Raw genomic sequence first — 23,439 nt, forward strand, 5'->3', positions numbered from 1 at the left:
GCTGCTCGGCATTCGGGCGGACAGCCTCGCGCGCGGACAGCGGACGGGCGTTGCGATGAAAACCGGACTTGAAGCCTGAAGGCGGCTCGCCCGGACGACTCGCGCGTTCCCGAGCGCCGAACGATGCATTTTAGACGCCGCGCCAGGTAGGGCATGGGCGATGCGGACCGGATTGCGTGTCGGAGGCGGCTTGTGGCGGCACGCGAGCGCAACGGAATGGCGCACGAGCAAGCCCGGCGGCCGAAAAGTTATAATTTACTGATTATGGCCCAGTTCCGCAATGCACCAAAGGAACGCGTCTGACCAGTCCTTCGCTGTTGCCGCAGACCCTGGGCCGTCACCCTTTCTTTTGCCGGATCATCGTTTTGAAACTGCACCAGGAATCCAACAAGGCGCTCAATACCATCACGAGCTACGGAGACGGTTTCGTGGCGATCAATCTCGAAAGACACGAAGGCAGCGTGATCGTCATGCCCGAGGCGCCCGTCGTGGCGTGGCCGGTGTCGTCGTTCGAGGCGCTCACGTCCGAACATTTCGATGCGCTCGTCCAGGCGGCGCCGGAAGTCGTCATCTTCGGCAGCGGCTCGCGGCTGCGCTTTCCGCATCCGCGGCTCACGGCTCAACTGGCGAAACGACGCATCGGCGTCGAGACGATGGACTTCGGCGCGGCGTGCCGCACCTACAACATTCTGATGTCCGAGGGCCGGCGCGTGGCCGCCGCGCTCCTGATCGAAGCGTGAGGAAAGCCTAAGGAAATGCTAAGGAAGCGGTGGCAGACTTCCGCCGCTCATCCGACATCGGCGCGCGCCGGCGCCCGCCGCGTATCGAATTTAAAGAATGCGGGCCGGCTGTGCGCTACACTCCCGCCCGGCGTGGGTGTTCGGCGGGCATTTGGCGGAGTCGCTTCGGAAGTGGCGCGCCGCAACTCGCGAACTCACAGCGAAAATGCATGCCTGAGCAGGCGCGTACTGTAGTCTCACGCGGCCCGCGATCATCGCCCATTTCGTTTCACTAGCGCCGCGCATCGCGGCATCGGACAGGTCGACTTCATGAACGATACGCCTTCCCGGCTACCGCTCACGCGTCTTTCGCTCATTCTTCTCGTACTCGCGCTCGCGATCATCTGGTTCGCGCCGCTTGGCTATCGTCATCTCGTGCCGAGCGACGAAGGCCGCTACGCCGAAATGGCGCGCGAGATGTTCGTGACCGGCGACTGGATCACGCCGCGCTACAACGGCTACAAATATTTCGAAAAGCCGCCGCTGCAAACCTGGGCGAACGCGCTCTCCTTTGCGTGGTTCGGCATCGGCGAATGGCAGGCGCGGCTCTATACGGCGCTCACGGGCTTCGCGGGCGTGCTGCTCGTCGGCTACACCGGCACGCGCGTATTCAACGCGATGACGGGCTTCGCCGCCGCGGTCATCCTCGCGACCTGCCCGTACTGGAACCTGATGGGCCACTTCAACACGCTCGACATGGGCCTGTCGTTCTGGATGCAGCTGACGCTCTGCGCGCTGCTGCTCGCCCAGCGCCCCGGCCTGCCGACGCGTGAAGTACGTCTGTGGATGTGGCTCTGCTGGGCCGCGATGGGCGCCGCCGTGCTGTCGAAGGGACTGGTCGGACTGATCCTGCCGGGCGCGGTTCTCGTCCTGTACTCGCTCGTGTCGCGTGACTGGGCGCTCTGGAAACGGCTCTATATCGGTAGCGGTTTGATCGTGTTCCTGATCGTGACCGGCCCCTGGTTCGCGCTCGTCCAGATGAAGAACCCGGAGTTCTTCGACTTCTTTTTCATCGTTCAGCAGTTCAAGCGCTATCTGACGCCCGAGCAGAATCGTCCGGGCGCGTTCTACTACTTCGTGCCCGTGCTGATCGTCGGCTTTCTGCCGTGGCTGTCGATCACCTTTCAGAGCGTGCGTCACGGCCTGAAGACGCCGCGCCAGCCGAACGGCTTCGCGCCGGTCACACTGCTGCTCGTCTGGGCCGCGTTCATCTTCCTGTTCTTCAGCGCGTCGCACTCCAAGCTCGTTTCCTACGTGCTGCCGGTCGCGCCCGCCATCGCGCTCGTGATCGGGCTCTATCTGCCATCGCTCACGCAGGCGCGCTACCGCATGCATCTGATCGGCTACGCGGTGTTTCTCGTCGCGGCGGCATTCGGCGCCATTTTCATCGGCCGCGCGGGCAGCGCCAACACGCCGAACGTGCTGTATCGAGAGTTCCAGATCTGGGTGTACGCGGGCCTCGCCGTTGCATTCGTCGTGACGGTGTTCGCGATCTGGCTGAACCGGCGCAGCGTGCTCGCGGGCGCGGCGGGACTGGGCGCGGCGTGGCTGCTGCTCGGCACGATCGCCGGCTCCGGCCACGAAGTCTTCGGTACGCAAAGCTCGGGTGTAAAGCTCGTGCCCGCCGTCAAAGCCGCGATGGCGAAGCTGCCGCCCGACACGCCGTTCTATGGGGTCGCGAAGCTCGATCACACGATGCCCTTCTACCTCGGCCACACCATGATCATGGTCGCTGAGGCCGACGAACTGGGCTTCGGCGTGCGCACGGAACCGCAGAAATGGGTGCCGAGCATCGACGAGTGGATCAAGTTGTGGGATTCGCAACGCTACGCGCTCGCGCTGATGTCGCCGTCCCGTTACGACGAACTGAGCGCGCGCCACGTGCCGATGCAACTGATCGCGCGCGACGAACGCCGCGTGATCGTGGAAAAGCCGCAGCCGTGAGCCTCGTCATCCGTTTCAGCGGCGATGTTGCGCCGCACGATCGTTCGGCATTTGCCGCTGAACCGAGTATCCTTGTTCCGCATTTGAAAAACGCGCGATGAACCCGATTTCCTTTATTTGCATCGTCATCGGCGTATCGTTGAACGCGTGCGCCCAGCTGCTGCTCAAAGCCGGCGTGAATGCGGTGGGCCATTTCGACTTCACGCCCGCCAACATTCTGCCCGTCGGCTTAAAGATTGCGACGCAGTGGCCGATCATCGGCGGCCTCGCGTGTTATGTGCTGAGCGTCGTCGTGTGGATCGTGGGGCTGTCGCGCGTGGATGTATCGATCGCCTATCCGATGCTCTCGCTCGGCTACGTCGTCAACGCGTTCGCCGCGTGGTATCTGTTCGGCGAAGTGCTGTCGATGCAGCGGCTCATCGGCATCGGCATCATCTTGATCGGCGTGGTGGTGCTCGCGCGCGGCTAGTTCGTCGAATCGAAGCGTCGTAGATCAATTCATTTTTAAACGCATAGTCCAATGACTCAAACAACGCGGCCGTTTCTGCCTTTCGTGAAGCCCGAGATCGACGAGGAAACCATTCAGGGCGTGGTCGACGTGCTGCGCTCGGGCTGGATCACGACCGGACCGCAGAACCAGCAGTTCGAGGCCGAACTGTCGGCGTACGTCGGTGGCCGTCCGGTGCGGGCGTTCAATTCGGGCACGTGCACGATGGAAATTGGCTTGCGCATCGCCGGCGTGGGTCCGGGCGACGAAGTCATCACCACGCCGATGACCTGGGTGTCGACCGCGAACGTGATCCTCGAAGTGGGCGCGACGCCGGTGTTCGTCGATATCGATCCGCTCACGCGCAACATCGACCTGAACCTGCTTGAGCGCGCGATCACGCCGCGCACGAAGGCGATCATGCCGGTCTATCTGGCGGGCCTGCCCGTCGACATGGACAGGCTCTACGAGATCGCGCGCGCCCATAAGCTGCGCGTCATCGAGGACGCCGCGCAGGCGTTCGGTTCAAGCTGGAAGGGCAAGCGCATCGGCGCGATCGGCGACATCGTGTCGTTCAGCTTTCACGCGAACAAGAACGTGACGTCGATCGAAGGCGGCGCGCTCGTGCTCAACAACGAGGACGAAGCGGAACTGGCGCGCAAGTATCGCCTGCAAGGCATCACGCGCACGGGCTTCGACGGCATGGACTGCGACGTGCTCGGCGGCAAATACAACCTGACGGATGTGGCGGCGCGCGTCGGGCTCGGCCAGTTGCGGCAGATCGAGCGCTTCACCGAAAAGCGCCGCGAACTCGCGCGCGCGTACTTCGAAGCATTCGAAGGCGGCGCGGCGGTCAAGTTTGGCGTCGGCCTGCCGACGAAAAATTTCACCGACAGCAACTGGCACATGTTTCAGATCGCGCTGCCGCTCGAAAAGCTCAGGCTCTCGCGCGCGGAGTTCATGGCCGAGATGAAGGAACGCGGCATCGGCACGGGTCTGCACTACCCGGCGCTGCATCTCTTCACGCTGTATCGCGCGCGTGGCTTTAAAGAAGGCATGTTTCCGCATGCGGAGCGCTACGGCGCATCGACGGTCACGTTGCCGCTCTTCACGCTGATGAGCACGGACGATGTCGAACACGTCGTGAAATCAGTCGACGAAATCTGCGAACAGTTCGCGCACAACGGGTAACCAGCAAGGACACTCAGCCCAATATGAGTCATTTGGATTTTCCGGCGACGTCTCCCGAGCTTTCGGTGATCATCCCGGTGTACAACGAGGAAGACGGCCTCGCCGCCCTCTTCCAGCGCCTGTATCCCGCGCTCGACGCGCTCGGCACGTCGTACGAGGTGATCTTCATCAACGACGGCAGCCGCGACAAATCGGCCGCGCTGCTCGCACAGCAGTTTCACGTGCGGCCGGACACCACGCGCGTGATTCTGCTCAACGGCAATTACGGCCAGCACATGGCGATTCTCGCGGGCTTCGAACAGTCGCGCGGCGAGATCGTCGTCACGCTCGATGCCGACCTGCAGAATCCGCCTGAGGAGATCGCCAAGCTCGTCAACAAAATGCGCGAAGGCTACGACTACGTCGGCACCATTCGTCAGCAGCGGCAGGACAGCCTGTGGCGCAAGAAAGCGTCGCGCGCGATGAACCGCCTGCGCGAACGCATCACGAAGATTCGCATGACCGACCAGGGCTGCATGCTGCGCGCGTACAGCCGCCATATCATCGATACGATCAACCGCTGCGGCGAGATCAACACGTTCATTCCGGCGCTTGCGTACACGTTCGCGCAGAACCCCATCGAAGTCGATGTCGCGCATGAGGAGCGCTTTGCGGGCGAGTCGAAGTATTCGCTCTACAGTCTCATTCGCCTGAACTTCGATCTCGTCACCGGTTTCTCGGTGGTGCCGTTGCAATGGCTGTCGTTCATCGGCGTGATCCTGTCGGTCGGCTCGGCGGGTCTTTTCCTGCTGCTGTTGATTCGTCGCTTCATGTTCGGCGCGGAAGTTCAGGGTGTGTTCACCCTCTTCGCCATCACGTTCTTCATGCTCGGCGTGATCATCTTCGCGCTCGGGCTGCTCGGGGAATACATCGGGCGCATCTATCAGCAGGTGCGCGCGCGGCCCCGCTATCTCGTGCAGACGATCCTCGAACAGCGCGACGGCCTGCCCACCGCGATCAAGCCGCTGCAGGAATCCGTGCAGCACGTGGCCGTCGTCACGCGCGAGGAAGACGGCCGATGAAGCCGCGCGCAGTCGTCTTCGCCTATCACAACGTCGGCGTGCGCTGTCTGCAGGTGCTGCTCGCACGCGGCGTCGATGTCGCGCTCGTCGTCACGCACGAGGACAGCGCGAGCGAGAACATATGGTTCGGCAGCGTCGCGCAGGTTGCGGCGGAGCACGGCATCGACACGATCACGCCCGTCGATCCCAAATCGCCCGAACTGTACGACACGCTGGAAAAGGTCGCGCCGGATTTCATCTTCTCGTTCTACTACCGCCACATGCTGCCGGTCTCGTTGCTCTCGCTCGCGCGGCGCGGCGCGTACAACATGCACGGCTCGCTCCTGCCGAAGTATCGCGGCCGCGTGCCGACGAACTGGGCGGTGATCAACGGCGAGACCGAGACCGGCGCGACGCTGCACGAAATGGCGGAGAAGCCGGATGCGGGCGCGATCCTCGCGCAGACGCCGGTGCCGATTCTCCCCGACGACACCGCCGCGCTCGTGTTCGACAAGACCGTGGTCGCCGCCGAGCAGACGCTCTGGCGCGTGCTGCCCGCGCTGCTCGCGGGCGAAGCGCCGCATCTGCCGAACGATCTCGCGTCGGGCAGCTATTACGGCGGGCGCAAGCCGGAAGACGGCCGCATCGACTGGTCGCAGCCCGCGCAGCGCGTCTATAACCTGATCCGCGCGGTCGCGCCGCCCTATCCGGGCGCGTTCACGGATATCGGCGCGGACCGTTTCATCGTCGCGCGGGCGCGGCTCGTGCCCGAAACCGGCGCGCCCGGCCTGTCCTCCGAAAGGCTCGGTGAGTTGCGGGGTTTGCCCCCGGGCCTAAGCGTGGCGGATAATGCGCTGTTCGGCGTCTGCGGCGATGGCCGCGTCATCGCCATCCACGAATTGCGCCATCGGTCGCTCGACGCCGATTCGCAACCCGTGGACGAAGAGCGCCCCGTCGATCCCGCCGAATTCGGCCGCATCATTCAATCCTCTCGTCATTCATGAAAAAAGTTCTGATCCTGGGTGTCAATGGCTTCATCGGCCATCACCTGTCCAAGCGCATCCTCGAAAACACCGACTGGGAAGTCTTCGGGATGGACATGCAAACCGATCGCCTGGGCGACCTCGCGAATCACGAGCGGATGCATTTCTTCGAAGGCGACATCACGATCAACAAGGAGTGGGTCGAGTATCACGTGAAGAAGTGCGACGTGATCCTGCCGCTCGTCGCCATCGCGACGCCCGCGACTTACGTGAAGCAGCCGCTGCGCGTGTTCGAACTCGACTTCGAAGCGAACCTGCCGATCGTGCGTTCGGCCGTGAAGTACGGCAAGCATCTCGTGTTTCCGTCGACCTCCGAGGTCTACGGCATGTGCGCCGACGAGCAGTTCGACCCGGAGAACTCGATGCTCTCCTACGGTCCCATCAACAAGCCGCGCTGGATCTACGCGTGCTCGAAGCAGTTGATGGACCGCGTGATCTGGGGCTACGGCATGGAAGGGCTGAACTTCACCCTCTTCCGTCCGTTCAACTGGATCGGCCCGGGCCTCGACTCGATCTATACGCCGAAGGAAGGTTCGTCGCGCGTCGTGACGCAGTTCCTCGGCCATATCGTGCGCGGCGAGAACATCAGCCTCGTGGACGGCGGAGCGCAGAAGCGCGCGTTCACCGACATCGACGACGGCATCGGCGCGCTGATGAAGATCATCGAGAACAAGGACGGCGTGGCGTCGGGCAAGATCTATAACATCGGCAATCCGACGAACAACTTCTCGGTGCGCGAGCTGGCGAACAAGATGCTCGCGCTCGCGAACGAGTTCCCCGAGTACACGGACACCGCGAAGAAGGTGCAGCTCGTCGAGACCTCGTCGGGCGCGTACTACGGCAACGGTTACCAGGACGTGCAGAATCGCGTGCCGAAGATCGACAACACGATGCAGGAGCTCAGCTGGGCGCCGCAAGCGTCCATGGACGACGCGCTGCGCAAGATCTTCGAAGCGTATCGCGGCCACGTGGGCGAAGCCCGCAAGCTCGTCGAACAGTCGTAAGCGAGGGAACCGCGCGTGGCCCGCATCGTTCTCAAGATCGACGTCGATACGTTGCGCGGCACGCGCGAAGGCGTGCCCAACCTCGGGCGTCTGCTCGACAAGTACAGCGCCCGCGCGACGTTCCTCTTCAGCCTCGGCCCCGATCACACCGGCTGGGCGCTGCGGCGCGTCTTCCGGCCCGGCTTCCTGAAGAAGGTGTCGCGCACATCGGTGGTCGAGCACTATGGCGTGAAGACGCTCATGTACGGCGTACTCTTGCCGGGGCCGGACATCGGCCGCGAAGCCGTGTCGGAGATGCGCGCGATTCACGAAGCCGGCTTCGAATGCGGCATCCATACGTGGGACCACGTCTACTGGCAGGACAACGTGCGTGGGCGCGACCGCGAATGGACCGTCGCACAGATGCAGCAGAGCCATGCGCGTTTCATCGAGATCTTTGGCGGACCGCCCGTCACGCACGGCGCGGCCGGCTGGCAGATGAACGGCTACGCTTTCGAACAGATCGATGCATGGGGCATGCGCTATGCGTCCGACGGGCGCGGCCACACGCCGTACATTCCCGTTCTCGATGGCCGCACGCTGAACCACATCCAGATGCCGACGACGCTCCCGACGCTCGACGAAGTGCTGGGTGTCGACGGCGTCGACGAAAGCAACGTCGCGGCCCATGTGCTGCGCCATACGGCCGACAATCCGCACGATCAGGTGTTCACCCTGCACGCCGAACTCGAAGGCCAGAAGCTCGCGCCGGTGTTCGAGCAACTGCTCGCCGGCTGGCGCGCGCAGGGACACACCTTCGCCACGATGGGCGATTACCATGCGGCGCTGGACCGCGCGTCGCTGCCCACGTACCCTGTGACGTGGGGCGAGATTCCGGGCCGCGCGGGCGAGCTGATCGTTCAGGCGGGCTGAAGCGGCGCGTGGCCGCTTTTCGGGACTCGCCGCGAGTTTCGTCTTCTTTCTCACCTACAAATCAGAACAACCGGAGAAACCTACGTGTCAGTCGCAGTCGACCAGCCCGTTCCCGACTTCACCGCGCCCGCGACGGGTGGCGAGTTCACCCTGTCCTCCCTGCGCGGCAAAAAGGTCGTGCTCTTCTTTTATCCGAAGGACAACACGCCGGGCTGCACGACCGAAAGCCTGCAGTTTCGCGACCACTACGACCAGTTCAAGGCGGCGGGCGCGGAAGTGATCGGCATCTCGCGTGACAGCGTGAAATCGCACGACAATTTCAAGGCCAAGCTGGAACTGCCCTACACGCTGGTGTCGGACGGCGACGAGGCCATCTGTTCGGCCTTCGATGTCATCAAAATGAAGAAAATGTATGGCAAGGAAGTGCGCGGCGTCGAGCGTTCGACCTTCCTTATCGACGCGAAAGGCGTGCTTCGCCGCGAGTTCCGCGGCGTCAAGGTGCCAGGCCACGTAGAGGCTATTGTCGAGGCTGTACAAGCGATTTGAGGCACGATATATTGGTTCGCAATGAGCGCCTGTCCTCCCCATTCCCTTTGTCTTAGCGCGAGCCGCCGTGTGCCTGTCGGTACGGTCGGCATGGACCCGGGCTACGTGGAGCCGGCAAGGGAAAGGCGCTCTGAAACAGAAGTCAGCCGCTGGTTCCGATAGTCGGAACGGCGGCTTTTTTATTTGGCGTCGCACAAAAGCCACGGTTGACCGGCTCGCGAGCGGCGCGTTGCACGCGACCTCCAAGGAGCAGATCGAAACTTAGGCGAACCGGCGATTTCGACAACTAAGCGCGCCACCGGGCGCAAACTGCGGGATTCGTATCGCTTCGAGGGCGGACGAGCAGGATGCGACAGGCGGCGCACGATACACGACCCGATTCCTTTCGAGGGAACACTATGCCTTTGCCTACCGCCCCGGCCAAGCTCGGCCACCTCCTTCCGGCTGAAGAATACAAGGCCAAAGCCCGGCCTTCGAAACAGTCGAAGAAACAAGCCGCGGCGAGCGATGACGACGCCTACGGCGCGGTCGAGACCGTCGCCGCCGAGCGTCCCGCCACGAACGCCGCGCACACGCTGCGCTCGATCGCGAGCGAAGTGCTGACCCAGATTCCGGCCGAACCGCACGTGGAAGCGGTCGTGCCGCCGCCCGCGCCGGGCACCGTGCCGACGCGCGGCCGAAAATCGAAACAGACCGCGGCGCTCCTGCAGCCGGCGCCGGCCGCGCGCGCCACGCCGGAACCTGTCGATGCTCGCACCGAGCGCGCCGAGACGCCTGTGGCGCCGGAGGCATCGGCGCGGACCTCGGCGAGAGACACGCGCACGCAAAACAAGCGCCGCAAGGGCACGGCGGCGGAAGCCGAACTGCGCAAGCTGTTCGTGCTCGACACCAACGTGCTGATGCACGATCCGAGCTCGCTCTTCCGCTTCGAGGAACACGACGTCTATCTGCCGATGATGACGTTGGAAGAACTCGACAATCACAAGAAGGGCATGTCGGAAGTGGCGCGCAATGCCCGTCAGGTGAGCCGCACGCTCGATGCGCTCGTCGCGCACGCGGGCGACGCCGGCAAGATGGCGGAAGGTTTGCCGCTCGCCGCGCAAGGCAACCGCGACGCGCTCGGCCGCCTTTACTTCCAGACCACGCTCACCGACATCGAGCCGGTGGAAGGCCTGCCCGTCGGCAAGGCGGACAACCAGATTCTCGGCGTCGTTCGCGCGCTGCAGAAGGAGCGGCCGGATCGGCAAGTCGTGCTGGTGTCGAAAGACATCAACATGCGCATCAAGGCGCACGCGCTCGGGCTGCCCGCCGAGGATTATTTCAACGACCAGGTTCTCGAGGACAAGGACCTGCTCTATTCGGGCGTGCGCGCGCTGCCGCAGGACTTCTGGACTAAGCACGCCAAGGGCATGGAGAGCTGGCAGGACACCAAGACCGGCACGACGTATTACCGTGTGACCGGTCCGCTGTGCCCGTCGATGCTTGTCAACGAGTTCGTCTATCTGGAGCCGCAGAACGGCGAGCCGTCGTTCCACGCCGTCGTGCGCGAACTGAACGGCAAGACCGCGCTCCTGCAGACGCTGCGCGACTACGGCCATCACAAGAACAACGTGTGGGGCATCACAGCGCGCAACCGCGAGCAGAACTTCGCGCTCAACCTGCTGATGAACCCGGAAGTCGATTTCGTCACGCTGCTCGGCCAGGCGGGCACCGGCAAGACGCTGATGGCGCTCGCCGCGGGCCTCGCGCAGGTGCTCGACGACAAGCGCTACAACGAGATCATCGTGACGCGTGCGACGGTGCCGGTCGGCGAAGATATCGGCTTTCTGCCGGGCACAGAGGAAGAGAAGATGCAGCCGTGGATGGGCGCGTTCGACGACAACCTCGAAGTCCTGCAGAAGACCGACGATGCCGCCGGCGAATGGGGCCGCGCCGCGACGCAGGAACTCATCCGGTCGCGGCTGAAGGTGAAGAGCATGAACTTCATGCGCGGTCGCACGTTCGTCGACAAGTACGTGATCATCGACGAGGCGCAGAACCTGACGCCGAAGCAGATGAAAACGCTCGTCACGCGCGCAGGTCCGGGCACGAAGATCATCTGCCTTGGCAACATCGCGCAGATCGACACGCCGTACCTGACCGAGGGCAGCTCGGGGCTGACGTACGTCGTCGATCGCTTCAAGGGCTGGACGCATAGCGGACACGTGACGCTCGCGCGTGGCGAACGTTCGCGCCTCGCCGATTACGCGTCCGACATCCTGTAAGCACAGCGCATTGGCGTTTCCATGCGGCCCGGCGAAGCGATTCGCCGGGCCGCTTCTTTTTGTCTGAACGTTCCCCGGCTGCAACACTTACGGCACAAACTTCATGTAAATCCTGAAGACATCTTGTCGCACGCCCGTTCGGCGGGCTAGTATCGGCACAGTGTCCTTCCCGGCGAGATTGCTCGCCCAATGCAATGTGTCGAATCTGGTTGCTGCTTTCCGTCACCGTACTGCTCGCCGCGTGTGGATCCGCGCCGCAGCAGACGGCACGCAAGCCCGCCGCCAGCACGACTGCGAACCGCACCTACCAGCCGCCACCCGGCTTTCCCAATTTCGTCGATCACAGCGTCGGACGCGAGGAAATCTCCATTCAGGCAATGTCGCTCGTCGGCGTGCCGTACCGCTGGGGCGGCAACACGCCTGACGCGGGCTTCGATTGCAGCGGGCTCGTGCGTTATGTCGTCGACCGCGCGGCGTCGGTCAATCTGCCGCGCACGACCGCCGACATGAGTTCGCGAGGCGAATCGATCGAGCCGGACGGCATTGCGCCGGGCGATCTGATCTTCTTCAACACGACCGGGCGGCCGCATTCGCACGTGGGCATTTACGTCGGCAAACTGCGTTTCGTGAACGCGCCGTCGACGGGCGGCACCGTGCGGCTCGACTATCTGACGAACCCGTATTGGGCGAAACGCTTCGACGGTATCCGACGCGTCGCGCCGCCCAAGGCCACACCCGCGCCGTTCGATGCACCGACTTATCTGGCATCGCCCGCGCCCGCGCAAACGCCCGCGCCGACGCCTGCTTACGCGCGGCAAACGCCCCCCGTTCCGGCAAACACTGACGCGTTCGAACCGCCGCCCTCCACGCTCACCGCCGCGCAACGACAATCGCAAGCCGCGGGCGCGACCGCGCCGCAGACGGCCGCCGCAGTCAATGCGTCGTCCGATCCTATCCAGGCAGCCGCCGACGCCTTCGAGCCGCCGCCTCTGACCTCGCGCGCCGCACGTCAACAGGCGCGCGCCGCTCAGGCCACCGACTCCACCGATCCCGCCGAAGCGCCCGTACGCGTGATGCGCGCCTCGACCGGTTCGCTCGCCGCGCCCCGCCCCGCGCAAACCGACGATCCCATCGCAAGCTTCGCGACCGGCACGAACTGACGCGCGCCACGCGTCTCTGCTATCGTGTTTCGATCATTCTTCGACGGAGCGCAATACCATGGACCTGGGACTCGCGGGCAAGGTCGTCCTGATCACGGGCGGCAGCAAGGGAATCGGATTTGCATGCGCCAAGGCGTTCGCGAGCGAAGGAGCGAAAGTCGCGATCGTCTCGCGCGATGCCGCGAATCTCGCCCGCGCCCGCGAACAACTGGCGAGCGCCGGCTATCACGTGCATCTCGCGCGCGCGGACCTGCACGAAGCGCATAGCGCCGAAGACGTGGTCGAGGAAGCGAGCGCCGCGCTCGGACCGATCGATATCCTCGTCAATAGCGCAGGCGCCGCCCGTCGCTACGATCCCGACACGCTCGATGCCGCGGCCTATAAAGCGGCCATGGACGCCAAGTACTTCTCCTACGTCTATCCGCAGCAAGTCGTGCTGAAGCGCATGGCCGAGCGCCTGCGCAACGAGCCGGGCACGGAACCCGGCGCGATCGTCAATATCGTCGGGATGGGCGGGAAGATCGCGACGGACATCCATATCGCGGGCGGCGCGGCCAATGCGGCGCTGATGCTCAATACCGTCGGCCTCGCCCATCATTACGCGAAGCTCGGCATTCGCATCAACGCGATCAATCCGGGCGCGACGCTCACCGAGCGCGTCGAGGAAGCACTCGATCTGGAAGCGAAACGGCAAGGCGTCACGCGCGATCAGGTGCTTGCCGAAAGCCAGGCGAAAGTGCCGCTCGGACGCTATGCAAAACCTGAGGAAATCGCCGACGTGGCGCTCTTTCTGGCGAGCCGCCGCGCGAGTTACGTGTCGGGCGCGATCATTCCGATGGACGGTGTGTCGTCGCCGATCATTTGACGCGCTCGGGCTCCGAAGCGGTTCGGGGCCCGAGGCAAGATAAAACGCTTACAGGAAGCGGTGGCCGACCCACCAGCCCGCTGCGGCGAGCGCGGCGGACGCCGGAATCGTCAGAATCCACGCCCACACGATATTGCCCGCGACGCCCCAGCGCACCGCGCTGAACTTCTGCGTCGCGCCGACGCCGACGATCGCGCCGGTAATCGTATGCGTGGTCGAAACGGGAATGCCGAGGAACGACGCGACGAAGAGCGTGATCGCCCCGCCCGTCTCCGCGCAGAATCCGCCGACCGGCTTCAGCTTCGTGATTTTCTGGCCCATCGTGCGCACGATGCGCCAGCCGCCGAAGAGCGTTCCGAGACCCATCGACAGATAACACAGGCCGATCACCCAGATCGGCGGCGCATCGGCGGCGGCCGAAGCGTAGCCGGTCGCGATCAGCAGCATCCAGATGATGCCGATGGTCTTCTGCGCGTCATTGCCGCCGTGGCCGAGCGAATACAGGCCCGCCGACACGAGCTGCATGCGCCGGAAACGCCGGTCGACCTTCGAGGGCGGCGTGCGGAAATACAGCCACGACACGAGCAGCATGAAGAACGAGCCGAGCACGAAGCCGAGCAGCGGCGAGATGAAAATGAATGCGACGGTCTTCAGCAATCCGTCCCAGTTGAGCGACCCCCAGCCCGACTTCGCGAGCGCTGCGCCGACGAGACCGCCGATCAGCGCATGCGATGAGCTCGACGGAATGCCGTAATGCCACGTGACGATATTCCAGCCGATCGCGCCGACGAGCGCGCCGAAGATGACGTAGTGATCGACGATTTCGGGATCGATCGTGCCTTTGCCGACGGTCGCCGCGACCTTCAGGTGAAAGATGAAATACGCGATGACGTTGAACGCGGCGGCGAACGCGACGGCCTGCTGCGGTTTGAGCACGCCGGTCGAAACGACCGTCGCGATGGAATTGGCGGCGTCGTGAAAGCCGTTCATGAAGTCGAACGCGAGTGCGACTATGACGAGCAAGGAGACTGCCCAGATGGCGAGTTGAATCGAATGCATCGGTTGGTGTTGTTTTGACCGGTCTTGAAATGCGCTGCCGGTTAGTCGTCCCGGTTTTCTCGTGTCCCGCCGCGCGCGGGCCTGCCGCGCGCCGGGGGCTTGGACGGCGTGGTCAGGCGTTTTCCAGCACGATGCCTTCGATGATGTTCGCGACGTCTTCGCACTTGTCGGTGATCGTCTCGAGCAGTTCGTAAATCGCCTTCAGCTTGATGAGCGTCTTCACGTCGTCTTCCTCGCGGAAGAGCTTCGACATGGCCGAGCGCAGCACGCGGTCGGCGTCCGACTCCAGCCGGTCGATTTCCTCGCAGATCTTCAGGATTTCGCTCGCGCGCTTCATGTCGGCCAGCAGTCCGACGGCCTGCTGCACGCGCGTGACCGTGCCGGTGCAGATATGCGCGAGCTGGCTCGCCTCCGACGTCACCGCGCGCACGTCGTACAGCGAAATGGCCGTGGCGACGTCCTCCATCAGATCGAGGATGTCGTCCATCGTCGTGATGAGCTTGTGGATTTCGTCGCGGTCGAGCGGCGTGATGAACGTCTTGTGCAGCAGATCGATGGTCTCGTGCGTGAGCTTGTCCGCGCGCTTTTCGTTCGCCTGGACGTTCTGCTTGTGGACCTCGGCATCGTCAAGGTTATCGATCAGCAGTTCGAGCTCGCGGCTTGCATCGACCATGCACTTCGCGTGCGCGTTGAAGATCTCGAAGAATTTGCCCTCGGTGGGCATGAAACGACCGAACATGAAATTCCCGCTAAATGGGTCAATTTGAGACGTACATCAAACCGTCATATTGTACCTGCGCACATTGGCGGACGCACCGCGCGTTCATGACACGCGGTGGCCGATGTCGTCAGGGATTGACAGCGAATGCGATCGGCGGCCTATTCGCCGCCGTAGAAGTTCTGCGCGCCGGCGAAGTTGTCGAACTTCGTGTACTGACCGTGGAAGGTCAGGCGCACCGGACCGATAGGACCGTTACGCTGCTTGCCGATGATGATTTCCGCGGTGCCCTTGTCCGGGCTGTCGGGGTTGTAGACTTCGTCGCGATAGATGAAGAGGATCACGTCCGCGTCCTGCTCGATAGCGCCCGATTCGCGCAGGTCCGACATGATTGGGCGCTTGTTCGGACGTTGTTCGAGACCTCGATTCAACTGCGACAGCGCGATCACCGGCACGTCGAGTTCCTTCGCGAGACTCTTGAGCGAACGCGAGATTTCGGAGATTTCGGTCGCGCGATTTTCGCCGCCGCCCGAGCCCGACATCAGCTGCAGATAGTCGACGATGATCAGGCCGAGCTTGCCGCATTGCCGCGACAGACGCCGCGCGCGCGAGCGCAGTTCCATCGGGTTGAGACCGCCGGTTTCGTCGATGAAAAGCTGCGCCTCGCTCATTTTCTGCACCGCGTGCGTGAGCTTCGGCCAATCCTCGTCCGTGAGACGGCCCGTGCGCATACGATGCTGATCGAGCCGGCCGACCGAACCCAGCATACGCATGGTCAGCTGCGTGCCCGGCATTTCCATCGAGAACACCGCGACGGGCAAGCCGTACTCCACCGCCACGTATTCGCCGACGTTCATCGAAAAAGCCGTCTTACCCATCGACGGGCGGCCGGCCACGATGATCAGCTCGCCGCCGTGCATGCCCGAAGTCATGCGGTCGAGATCGACGAAGCCTGTCGGCGTGCCGGTCACATCGCTCGGATTCGCCGTGTGATACAGCGTGTCGATGCGCTCGACGACCTGCGTGAGCAGCGGCCCGATTTCCAAAAAGCCCTGCGTGCCGCGCGCGCCGTCTTCGGCGATCGAGAACACGCGCGCTTCGGCTTCGTCGAGAATCTGGCGAACTTCCTTGCCTTGCGGATTGAAGGCGTCGGCAGAAATTTCATCCGCGACCGACACGAGCCGGCGCAGCACGGCGCGGTCGCGCACGATCTCCGCGTAGCGTCGGATATTCGCGGCGCTCGGCGTGTTTTGCGCCAGCGCGTTCAGATACGCAAGGCCGCCCACCTCCTCGGCCTTGCCGGCCATCGTGAGCGCTTCGTAGACGGTGATGACGTCGGCCGGGCGCGTCGCCGCGATCAGCTTGCCGACGTGCTCGTAAATGATCCGATGGTCGTAGCGATAGAAATCGCTCTGGTGCATGACATCGGCGATGCGGTCCCATGCGGCGTTGTCCAGCAGCAGGCCGCCAATCACGGATTGCTCGGCTTCGATCGAATGCGGCGGGACCTTCAGCGCGTCGAGTTGCGGGTCTTTGGACGGAGCGTTCATGGGGTGGAATTATCGATTAATGTCGCGCGCTAGGCTACGTTCAGACGAAAAAAAGCGGAGCCATGAAAGGCTCCGCTTTTTCGTACCGCACGCGAGACCGAAGTCTCGCGTCAAACTTACGCGTGCTCGCCGAGCACCGACACGGTGACGTCGACCAGCACGTCCGTGTGCAGCGCCACTTGAACCGAATGGTCGCCGACCATCTTCAGCGGGCCTTGCGGCAGACGCACTTGCGCCTTTTCCACTTCGGCGAAGCCTTGCGACTTCAGTGCTTCAGCGATGTCCGCGTTCGTGACCGAACCGAACAGACGGCCGTCCACGCCAGCCTTTTGCGAAACCTGAACCGTGAAGCCGTTCAGCTTTTCGCCTTGCTTTTGCGCGTCCGCCAGCTTTTCAGCGGCGACCTTTTCGAGCTCGGCGCGGCGAACTTCGAATTCGGCGATGGCGTCCTTCGTTGCGCGGCGTGCCTTCTTGCCGGGGATCAGGAAGTTACGTGCGTAGCCGTCCTTGACCTTGACGATATCGCCGAGGTTGCCCAGGTTGACGACCTTTTCCAAAAGAATGATTTGCATTTTTGGCTTTCCTTAGTGCGTCGTCTGATTAGGCCTTGTGCAGGTCGGTGTACGGCAGGAGCGCGAGGAAACGCGCGCGCTTGATTGCCGTGTCGAGCTGGCGCTGGTAGTGCGCCTTCGTGCCAGTCAGACGAGCCGGCGTGATCTTGCCGTTTTCGCCGATGAAGTCCTTCAGCGTTTCCGTGTCCTTGTAGTCGATCTGCTCGACACCGGCTGCCGTGAAACGGCAGAACTTCTTGCGCTTGAAGAGCGGGTTTTGTTGCTGACGACGCTTGTCGAATTTCTTACCAGTCGGGCGGGGCATGATTAGTCCTTTCCAATGTCCTGCAATTCTGTGATGTGAAACACCAGGGTTCGCGCGTTACGGCTCTTTTTGGCCAGAAATCCGGTGAAGCGCGCTTCGACGCCCATCGGACAGCTTTCCAGCCTGCCGCTCGCTTCTCCGGCCGCGACCGCCTGCAGTGTCAGTTCAATCTGACGGGCGATGCCCGCTTCGACGACTTCCGCGCGGTGTTGCAACGTGCAGCTTGCGATCGGGATGCCGGCGGGCGTGTACCGCACCGGTTCGCGTTCCACGACGCTTGCTGTCAGTTGCAGCCGGTTCACGAGATAGCTTCTGTTCCCTGGTGGCTTGACAGTATTGAACTGTCCTTAAGCCTGCGCTTCGGACGGCTGGCTAGCCGCCTTCTTGGCTTCTTCGCGCTGCACTTCCTTCATCATCGGCGACGGGCCGGTTTCGGCCTTCTTCATCTTGACGATGAGGTGACGCAGAACGGCGTCGTTGAACTTGAACGCGTGTTCCAGTTCTTCGAGCGTGGCCTGGTCGCATTCGATGTTCATGCAGACGTAGTGAGCCTTCGCGAGTTTCTCGATCATGTAGGCCAGTTGGCGACGGCCCCAGTCCTCGATGCGGTGGATCTGACCACCGTGCGACGTGATCGTGCCTTTGTAGCGCTCGATCATGGCGGGCACTTGCTCGCTCTGATCGGGATGCACGATGAAGACGATTTCGTAATGACGCATATTCACTCCTTGTGGATATAAGCCACCCGGGCGTCGGACCGGTGCGGCAAGTGAGAAGCCAAAGATTATAGCTTTTTCCATCCGCCTGCGCAAATACGATTTTGAACGCGTTTTCAAGTAGTTACGACGCCTGCGCGGGCGCCGTCTGCGGCTCGCCCGGAAGCGTCAGTCGACGGCTCCAGTAACCGGGTTGCGCATAGATTTCCTTAAGATAATCAATGAAATAGCGCACACGCGCCGGTACGTAGCGCTGTTGCGGATAGACCGCGAGGATGTCGTAATCGGGCAATTCGAATTCGTCGAGGACGGTTTCGAGTTCGCCCGATTCCAGTTGCCGCTGGATTTCCCAGGTCGAGCGCCAGCCGAGCCCCAGTCCCTCCGACGCCCAGCGATGCAGCAATTCGCCATCGTTGCAATCGAGCGTCCCGGTGACGCGAACCGTCACGACCTTGCCGTTACGCCGGAAATACCAGCCGCGATTCTGTCCGCCTTGGAGATTGAACGCGAGGCAGTTGTGATTCGGCAGATCTTCGAGCGCTTTCGGCCGGCCGTGCTTCCTGAAATAGGCGGGCGTGCCGCACACCACGCGCCGGTTGCCCGCGAGCTTCACGGCGACGAAATTCGGATCGACCGCTCCGCCGATGCGAATCGACAGGTCATAGCCCTCGCGCACCAGATCGACGACGCGGTCGGTCAGATTGAACGACATCTGCAGTTCGGGTTTGTCGGCGACGAATGCGGGCGCGTGCGGCGCGACGTGCATGCGACCGAACGCCGCCGGCGCCGACACGATCAGATGCCCGCCGACCGCGCGCCGTCCCGCCGCGAGCTCGTTTTCCGCCTGATCCCATTCCAGCAGCAGATTCTTGCAGCGGTCCAGAAACGCCGCGCCCTCTTCGCTCACGACGAGCCGCCTCGTCGAACGGTACATCAGCTTCACGCCGAGGCGCTTCTCGAGCGCGTCGATGCGCCTGCCGAGAATCACCGGCGACACGCCCTCCTCCAGCGCCGCCGCCGCCAGGCTGCCGGCTTCGGCCACGCGCACGAAAGTTTCTATCTGCTTGAAGCGGTCCATCTCTCGTCTCCAGCCGCCCAACCGCGCGGAACGGGCATTCGATACTTTTTGTTTGGGAAAAAGCGACTGCGGCTGATCTTATCAAACCTTTTTCACAGACTTAAAGTGCAACGGAACCCTGCTTGAATGCAGACAGCCATTTCGGATAGAGACCCCCAGGAAGGAGACAACCATGCCCAAGATGAGAGCCGTCGACGCAGCCGTCCTCGTGCTGGAAAAAGAAGGAATCGATACCGCGTTCGGCGTGCCGGGCGCAGCGATCAACCCGTTCTACTCGGCGATGAAGAAGTCGGGCGGCATCAGCCACGTGCTCGCGCGCCACGTCGAGGGCGCATCGCACATGGCCGAAGGTTATACCCGCGCCGCGCCCGGCAACATCGGCGTTTGCATCGGCACGTCGGGCCCGGCGGGCACGGACATGATCACCGGCCTCTACTCGGCCCAGGCGGATTCGATTCCGATTCTCGCGATCACCGGCCAGGCGCCGCGCGCGCGTCTCTACAAGGAAGACTTCCAGGCCGTCGATATCGAATCGATCGCCAAGCCGGTCACGAAGTGGGCCGTCACCGTGCGCGAGCCGGCGCTCGTGCCGCGCGTGTTCCAGCAGGCATTCCATCTGATGCGCTCGGGCCGTCCGGGTCCGGTGCTGGTCGACCTGCCGATCGACGTGCAGCTCGCCGAGATCGAATTCGACATCGACACGTACGAACCGCTGCCGGTCTACAAGCCGAAAGCGACGCGCGGGCAGATCGAAAAGGCGCTGACGATGTTGAACGACGCCGAAAAGCCGTTGATCGTCTCGGGCGGCGGCGTGCTGAACGCGGCGGCGGAAGACCTGCTCGTGCAGTTCGCGGAAACGCTCGGCGTGCCCGTTATTCCGACGCTCATGTCCTGGGGCGCGATCCCCGACGATCATCCGCTGATGGCAGGCATGGTCGGCCTGCAGACGTCGCACCGCTACGGCAACGCGACGATGCTCGCCTCGGACTTCGTGCTCGGCATCGGCAACCGCTGGGCGAATCGCCATACCGGCAGCGTCGAGGTGTACACCAAGGGCCGTAAGTTCGTGCACGTGGATATCGAGCCGACGCAGATCGGCCGCGTGTTCGGACCGGACCTCGGCATCGTGTCGGATGCGAAGGCCGCGCTCGAACTGTTCGTGGAAGTGGCGAAGGAATGGAAGGCCGCCGGCAAGCTGAAGGATCGCGGCGCGTGGGTGGCGGACTGCCAGCAGCGCAAGCGCACGATGCTGCGCAAGACGCACTTCGACAACGTGCCGATGAAGCCGCAGCGCGTCTACGAAGAGATGAACCTCGCGTTCGACCGCGACACCTGTTTCGTCACGACGATCGGTCTGTCGCAGATCGCGGGCGCGCAGTTCCTGCACGTGTTCAAGGCGCGCAACTGGATCAACTGCGGCCAGGCCGGCCCGCTCGGCTGGACGATTCCCGCCGCGCTCGGCGTGCGTGCGGCTGACCCGCAACGCAAGATCGTCGCGCTTTCGGGCGACTACGACTTCCAGTTCATGATCGAAGAGCTCGCCGTGGGCGCGCAATTCAAGCTGCCGTACGTGCATGTGGTCGTGAACAACTCGTATCTCGGCCTGATCCGTCAGGCGCAGCGCGGCTTCGACATGGACTACTGCGTGCAGCTCGCGTTCGACAACATCAACGCGCCTGAACTCGAAGGCTATGGCGTGGACCACGTGGCGGTCGCCGAAGGCCTCGGCTGCAAGGCGCTGCGCGTGCACAAGCCGGAAGACATTGCACCGGCGCTCAAGCGTGCGCAGGCGCTGGCCGCCGAACATCAGGTGCCGGTCGTGGTCGAGATGATTCTCGAGCGCGTGACCAACATCGCGATGGGCACCGAGATCGACGCGATCAACGAGTTCGAAGAGCTCGCCGAAACCAAGGCCGATGCACCAACCGCCGTCACGCCGCTCGACTGAAGCTTCGCCGCCGCGCGTTCGATCGAGCGAATGCGCGGCGAACATTCACTGACCGACCATCCGGAAAGAACAATGCCGAAATTTGCCGCGAATTTGACCATGCTGTTCAACGAAGTCCCGTTCCTCGACCGCTTTGCCGCGGCCGCGAACGCGGGCTTCAAGGCGGTCGAGTTCCTGTTCCCTTACGCGTTCTCGATCAGCGATATCCAGAAGCGCCTGAAGGACAACGACCTGCGGATCGTGCTGCACAACCTGCCCGCGGGCAACTGGGAAGCGGGCGAGCGCGGCATCGCCTGCCTGCCGGATCGCGTCGCTGAGTTCCGCGAACGCGTGCCGCGCGCGATCGAATATGCGAAGGCGCTGAACGTGCCGCAACTGAACTGCCTCGTCGGCATTCCGACGGCGGGCGTATCGGCGGAACAGGCGCGCACGACGATCATCGAGAATCTGCGTTTTGCTGCGGAAGCGCTGAAGAAGGAAGGCATCAGGCTGCTGGTCGAGCCGTGCAATTCGTACGACATTCCGGGCTTCGCGCTGAACCGTTCGAAAGAAGGACTGGATGTGATCCGCGCGGTCGGCTCGGACAATCTGTTCCTTCAGTACGACATCTATCACATGCAGCGCATGGAAGGCGAACTCGCCGCGACGATCCGGAAGAACCTGCCGCAGATCGCGCATATCCAGCTCGCCGACAACCCTGGCCGCAACGAGCCGGGCACGGGCGAAATCAACTACGCGTATCTGTTCGGTCTGCTCGACGAGATCGGCTATCAAGGCTGGATCGGCTGCGAGTACAAGCCGCTCGACGGCACCGAAGCGGGCCTCGGCTGGCTTCAATCGATCGGCGGCGTGAAGCAAGGCGCAACCGCTTAAACCAGACACACAGGAGGAGCTCGAAGTATGGCAACGATCGGTTTCATCGGCCTCGGCATCATGGGCGCGCACATGGCGCGCAATCTCATCAAGGGCGGCCACAAGCTCGTCGTGAACGGCAAGTTTCCGGTGCCGGACGATATCCGCGCGCAAACGCAAGTCGTCGCGGATTCCTCGGCGGTCGCGCAGGAAAGCGAGATCGTCATCACGATGGTGCCCGACACGCCCGATGTCGCCAATGTGCTGTTCGCCGATGACGGCGTCGCGAAGGGTCTCACGAAGGGCAAGCTCGTGATCGACATGAGCTCGATTGCCCCGCTGGAGACGCAGGAGTTCGCGAAGAAGATCAACGCGCTCGGCTGCGACTATCTCGACGCGCCGGTGTCCGGCGGCGAAGTCGGCGCACGTGAAGCGACGCTAACGATCATGGTCGGCGGCCCGGAGAAGTCGTTCGAGATCGCGAAGCCCCTGTTCGAACTGATGGGCAAGAACATCTCGCTCATCGGCGACAACGGCGCGGGTCAGACCTGCAAGGTTGCGAACCAGATCATCGTTGCGCTGAACATCGAGGCGGTCGCGGAAGCGCTGCTGTTCGCGTCGCGTTCGGGCGCCGATCCGGAGCGCGTGCGTCGTGCGTTGATGGGCGGCTTCGCATCGTCGCGCATTCTCGAAGTGCATGGCGAGCGCATGACGAAGCGCACGTTCAATCCGGGCTTCCGGATCGAACTGCATCAGAAGGATCTGAACCTCGCGCTCGACGGCGCGCGCAAGATGGGCCTCGCCCTGCCCCACACGGCCAGCGCGCAGCAACTGTTCAGCGTGTGCGCCGCGAACGGCGGCAAGGCGTGGGATCACTCGGCGCTCGTGCGTGCGCTCGAAATCATGTCGAACTTCCAGGTGGCTGACGAGCCGGCGCAAGCCAAGGCTGCGTAAGCGGCACCTGAACCGTGGGGCGTCCCGCGTATGGGCACGCGGGACAAACGTCGCTCTGGGCTGAGGGCGACAAAGTGGGGTCCGAGAAGCGGCACCCGGTGATGCGCCGGGTAAGCCTTGGTCGGTCAGACGGTTTATCGTCGGGTGTCCGCGTCGGATTCGTTTGTTTTGGTTTCTATGGATGGCCTGAGTTCGTGTCGGTTTATTAGCACTGCCCCTGTGCGGGGCGGCAGTCACTTTCTTTGCTGCTGCAAAGAAAGTAACCAAAGAAACAGCTTCTCACCGCTCGAGGTCACACGCACGTTGGCCATGCTTGCCAGCCGTCGATGGCACTCGCCTAAGTGTCACCCTCGAAGGCCCAATCGAGCTTGGCTCGCGCACGGTCTGTCACATCGCACCACACCACAAACTGGTTCAGCACCAAATGGCTCCAGCCCGCTTCGCGGCCGACGG

Annotated in this window: 23 protein-coding genes; 15 read left to right on the plus strand and 8 right to left on the minus strand. The window is 63.2% G+C overall.

Annotation, left to right across the window (positions count from 1 at the left end; genetic code table 11):
* Positions 1-365: 365 nt before the first annotated feature.
* The 12 genes from IAG25_RS10590 to IAG25_RS10645 all read left to right on the plus strand — a co-directional run bounded on the left by IAG25_RS10590 (position 366) and on the right by IAG25_RS10645 (position 13,235).
* A complete protein-coding gene (locus IAG25_RS10590) occupies positions 366-740 on the plus strand; it encodes an Mth938-like domain-containing protein (RefSeq protein ID WP_187604812.1) in 375 nt (124 codons plus the stop codon).
* A gap of 309 nt (positions 741-1,049) precedes the next feature.
* Positions 1,050-2,723, plus strand: coding sequence for a glycosyltransferase family 39 protein (locus IAG25_RS10595; RefSeq protein ID WP_187604813.1), 1,674 nt, complete (start codon positions 1,050-1,052; stop codon positions 2,721-2,723).
* A 97-nt stretch (positions 2,724-2,820) separates the two neighbouring features.
* The gene (locus IAG25_RS10600; RefSeq protein WP_187604814.1) at positions 2,821-3,192 is read left to right on the plus strand and encodes an SMR family transporter; all 372 of its coding nucleotides are present in this window, start codon (positions 2,821-2,823) and stop codon (positions 3,190-3,192) included.
* Positions 3,193-3,243: 51 nt separating this feature from the next.
* On the plus strand, positions 3,244-4,401 hold the full coding sequence (locus IAG25_RS10605) for a DegT/DnrJ/EryC1/StrS family aminotransferase (protein ID WP_187604815.1): 1,158 nt from the start codon (positions 3,244-3,246) through the stop codon (positions 4,399-4,401).
* Between the two features lie 23 nt (positions 4,402-4,424).
* Positions 4,425-5,462: a glycosyltransferase gene (locus IAG25_RS10610; protein ID WP_035498746.1), complete on the plus strand. Its 1,038-nt coding sequence runs from the start codon at positions 4,425-4,427 to the stop codon at positions 5,460-5,462.
* The gene (locus IAG25_RS10615; RefSeq protein ID WP_187604816.1) at positions 5,459-6,445 is read left to right on the plus strand and encodes a formyltransferase; all 987 of its coding nucleotides are present in this window, start codon (positions 5,459-5,461) and stop codon (positions 6,443-6,445) included. Before IAG25_RS10610 ends, IAG25_RS10615 begins: the two co-directional genes overlap by 4 nt.
* Positions 6,442-7,488: a bifunctional UDP-4-keto-pentose/UDP-xylose synthase gene (locus IAG25_RS10620; protein ID WP_187604817.1), complete on the plus strand. Its 1,047-nt coding sequence runs from the start codon at positions 6,442-6,444 to the stop codon at positions 7,486-7,488. Before IAG25_RS10615 ends, IAG25_RS10620 begins: the two co-directional genes overlap by 4 nt.
* 15 nt (positions 7,489-7,503) lie before the next feature.
* Positions 7,504-8,400, plus strand: coding sequence for a polysaccharide deacetylase family protein (locus IAG25_RS10625; protein ID WP_187604818.1), 897 nt, complete (start codon positions 7,504-7,506; stop codon positions 8,398-8,400).
* A gap of 84 nt (positions 8,401-8,484) precedes the next feature.
* Entirely contained in the window at positions 8,485-8,946 is a 462-nt protein-coding gene (locus tag IAG25_RS10630; protein WP_187604819.1) for a peroxiredoxin, read from the plus strand.
* A gap of 398 nt (positions 8,947-9,344) precedes the next feature.
* Entirely contained in the window at positions 9,345-11,210 is a 1,866-nt protein-coding gene (locus IAG25_RS10635) for a PhoH family protein (protein WP_187604820.1), read from the plus strand.
* Between the two features lie 194 nt (positions 11,211-11,404).
* Complete coding sequence (locus IAG25_RS10640; RefSeq protein ID WP_187604821.1) at positions 11,405-12,370, plus strand: C40 family peptidase; 966 nt, start codon at positions 11,405-11,407, stop codon at positions 12,368-12,370.
* Positions 12,371-12,428: 58 nt separating this feature from the next.
* Positions 12,429-13,235, plus strand: a complete 807-nt coding sequence (locus IAG25_RS10645; RefSeq protein ID WP_035498754.1) for an SDR family oxidoreductase — start codon at positions 12,429-12,431, stop codon at positions 13,233-13,235.
* A gap of 48 nt (positions 13,236-13,283) precedes the next feature.
* On the opposite strand, the gene IAG25_RS10650 is transcribed toward IAG25_RS10645, so the two are convergent.
* The 8 genes from IAG25_RS10650 to IAG25_RS10685 form a co-directional block, all read right to left on the minus strand.
* Entirely contained in the window at positions 13,284-14,294 is a 1,011-nt protein-coding gene (locus tag IAG25_RS10650) for an inorganic phosphate transporter (RefSeq protein ID WP_035498755.1), read from the minus strand.
* A gap of 112 nt (positions 14,295-14,406) precedes the next feature.
* Complete coding sequence (locus IAG25_RS10655; RefSeq protein WP_187604822.1) at positions 14,407-15,033, minus strand: DUF47 domain-containing protein; 627 nt, start codon at positions 15,031-15,033, stop codon at positions 14,407-14,409.
* Between the two features lie 140 nt (positions 15,034-15,173).
* On the minus strand, positions 15,174-16,562 hold the full coding sequence (locus IAG25_RS10660; RefSeq protein WP_035498758.1) for a replicative DNA helicase: 1,389 nt from the start codon (positions 16,560-16,562) through the stop codon (positions 15,174-15,176).
* Positions 16,563-16,678: 116 nt separating this feature from the next.
* Positions 16,679-17,134 (minus strand): 50S ribosomal protein L9, encoded by a 456-nt coding sequence (gene rplI, locus IAG25_RS10665; protein ID WP_187604823.1) that lies wholly within the window; start codon positions 17,132-17,134, stop codon positions 16,679-16,681.
* 28 nt (positions 17,135-17,162) lie between these two features.
* On the minus strand, positions 17,163-17,438 hold the full coding sequence (rpsR, locus tag IAG25_RS10670; protein ID WP_014191233.1) for a 30S ribosomal protein S18: 276 nt from the start codon (positions 17,436-17,438) through the stop codon (positions 17,163-17,165).
* Positions 17,439-17,440: 2 nt separating this feature from the next.
* Positions 17,441-17,740 (minus strand): primosomal replication protein N, encoded by a 300-nt coding sequence (gene priB, locus IAG25_RS10675; protein WP_035498764.1) that lies wholly within the window; start codon positions 17,738-17,740, stop codon positions 17,441-17,443.
* 45 nt (positions 17,741-17,785) lie between these two features.
* Positions 17,786-18,157: a 30S ribosomal protein S6 gene (gene rpsF / locus IAG25_RS10680; protein WP_014191231.1), complete on the minus strand. Its 372-nt coding sequence runs from the start codon at positions 18,155-18,157 to the stop codon at positions 17,786-17,788.
* 121 nt (positions 18,158-18,278) lie between these two features.
* Positions 18,279-19,232 (minus strand): LysR family transcriptional regulator, encoded by a 954-nt coding sequence (locus IAG25_RS10685; protein WP_187604824.1) that lies wholly within the window; start codon positions 19,230-19,232, stop codon positions 18,279-18,281.
* 172 nt (positions 19,233-19,404) lie between these two features.
* Between IAG25_RS10685 and gcl the strand changes: the two genes are divergently transcribed.
* The 3 genes from gcl to IAG25_RS10700 all read left to right on the plus strand — a co-directional run bounded on the left by gcl (position 19,405) and on the right by IAG25_RS10700 (position 22,986).
* Entirely contained in the window at positions 19,405-21,180 is a 1,776-nt protein-coding gene (gene gcl / locus IAG25_RS10690; protein ID WP_187604825.1) for a glyoxylate carboligase, read from the plus strand.
* Between the two features lie 72 nt (positions 21,181-21,252).
* Complete coding sequence (gene hyi / locus IAG25_RS10695; RefSeq protein WP_187604826.1) at positions 21,253-22,053, plus strand: hydroxypyruvate isomerase; 801 nt, start codon at positions 21,253-21,255, stop codon at positions 22,051-22,053.
* A 27-nt stretch (positions 22,054-22,080) separates the two neighbouring features.
* Positions 22,081-22,986: a 2-hydroxy-3-oxopropionate reductase gene (locus tag IAG25_RS10700; protein ID WP_187604827.1), complete on the plus strand. Its 906-nt coding sequence runs from the start codon at positions 22,081-22,083 to the stop codon at positions 22,984-22,986.
* Positions 22,987-23,439 lie beyond the last annotated feature (453 nt).

Source organism: Caballeronia sp. EK (assembly GCF_014384845.1).
GTDB classification, from domain to species: Bacteria; Pseudomonadota; Gammaproteobacteria; order Burkholderiales; family Burkholderiaceae; genus Caballeronia; species Caballeronia jiangsuensis.

What these genes read in the sequence shown, in the direction of transcription:
- IAG25_RS10595 (WP_187604813.1), top strand. Translation starts at nt 1,050, where the DNA reads ATGAACGATACGCCTTCCCGGCTACCGCTCACGCGTCTTTCGCTCATT.
- IAG25_RS10600 (WP_187604814.1), top strand. Translation starts at nt 2,821, where the DNA reads ATGAACCCGATTTCCTTTATTTGCATCGTCATCGGCGTATCGTTGAAC.
- IAG25_RS10605 (WP_187604815.1), top strand. Translation starts at nt 3,244, where the DNA reads ATGACTCAAACAACGCGGCCGTTTCTGCCTTTCGTGAAGCCCGAGATC.
- IAG25_RS10610 (WP_035498746.1), top strand. Translation starts at nt 4,425, where the DNA reads ATGAGTCATTTGGATTTTCCGGCGACGTCTCCCGAGCTTTCGGTGATC.
- IAG25_RS10615 (WP_187604816.1), top strand. Translation starts at nt 5,459, where the DNA reads ATGAAGCCGCGCGCAGTCGTCTTCGCCTATCACAACGTCGGCGTGCGC.
- IAG25_RS10620 (WP_187604817.1), top strand. Translation starts at nt 6,442, where the DNA reads ATGAAAAAAGTTCTGATCCTGGGTGTCAATGGCTTCATCGGCCATCAC.
- IAG25_RS10635 (WP_187604820.1), top strand. Translation starts at nt 9,345, where the DNA reads ATGCCTTTGCCTACCGCCCCGGCCAAGCTCGGCCACCTCCTTCCGGCT.
- IAG25_RS10640 (WP_187604821.1), top strand. Translation starts at nt 11,405, where the DNA reads ATGTGTCGAATCTGGTTGCTGCTTTCCGTCACCGTACTGCTCGCCGCG.
- IAG25_RS10645 (WP_035498754.1), top strand. Translation starts at nt 12,429, where the DNA reads ATGGACCTGGGACTCGCGGGCAAGGTCGTCCTGATCACGGGCGGCAGC.
- IAG25_RS10650 (WP_035498755.1), bottom strand. Translation starts at nt 14,294, where the DNA reads ATGCATTCGATTCAACTCGCCATCTGGGCAGTCTCCTTGCTCGTCATA.
- IAG25_RS10655 (WP_187604822.1), bottom strand. Translation starts at nt 15,033, where the DNA reads ATGTTCGGTCGTTTCATGCCCACCGAGGGCAAATTCTTCGAGATCTTC.
- IAG25_RS10660 (WP_035498758.1), bottom strand. Translation starts at nt 16,562, where the DNA reads ATGAACGCTCCGTCCAAAGACCCGCAACTCGACGCGCTGAAGGTCCCG.
- rplI (WP_187604823.1), bottom strand. Translation starts at nt 17,134, where the DNA reads ATGCAAATCATTCTTTTGGAAAAGGTCGTCAACCTGGGCAACCTCGGC.
- rpsR (WP_014191233.1), bottom strand. Translation starts at nt 17,438, where the DNA reads ATGCCCCGCCCGACTGGTAAGAAATTCGACAAGCGTCGTCAGCAACAA.
- rpsF (WP_014191231.1), bottom strand. Translation starts at nt 18,157, where the DNA reads ATGCGTCATTACGAAATCGTCTTCATCGTGCATCCCGATCAGAGCGAG.
- IAG25_RS10685 (WP_187604824.1), bottom strand. Translation starts at nt 19,232, where the DNA reads ATGGACCGCTTCAAGCAGATAGAAACTTTCGTGCGCGTGGCCGAAGCC.
- gcl (WP_187604825.1), top strand. Translation starts at nt 19,405, where the DNA reads ATGCCCAAGATGAGAGCCGTCGACGCAGCCGTCCTCGTGCTGGAAAAA.
- hyi (WP_187604826.1), top strand. Translation starts at nt 21,253, where the DNA reads ATGCCGAAATTTGCCGCGAATTTGACCATGCTGTTCAACGAAGTCCCG.
- IAG25_RS10700 (WP_187604827.1), top strand. Translation starts at nt 22,081, where the DNA reads ATGGCAACGATCGGTTTCATCGGCCTCGGCATCATGGGCGCGCACATG.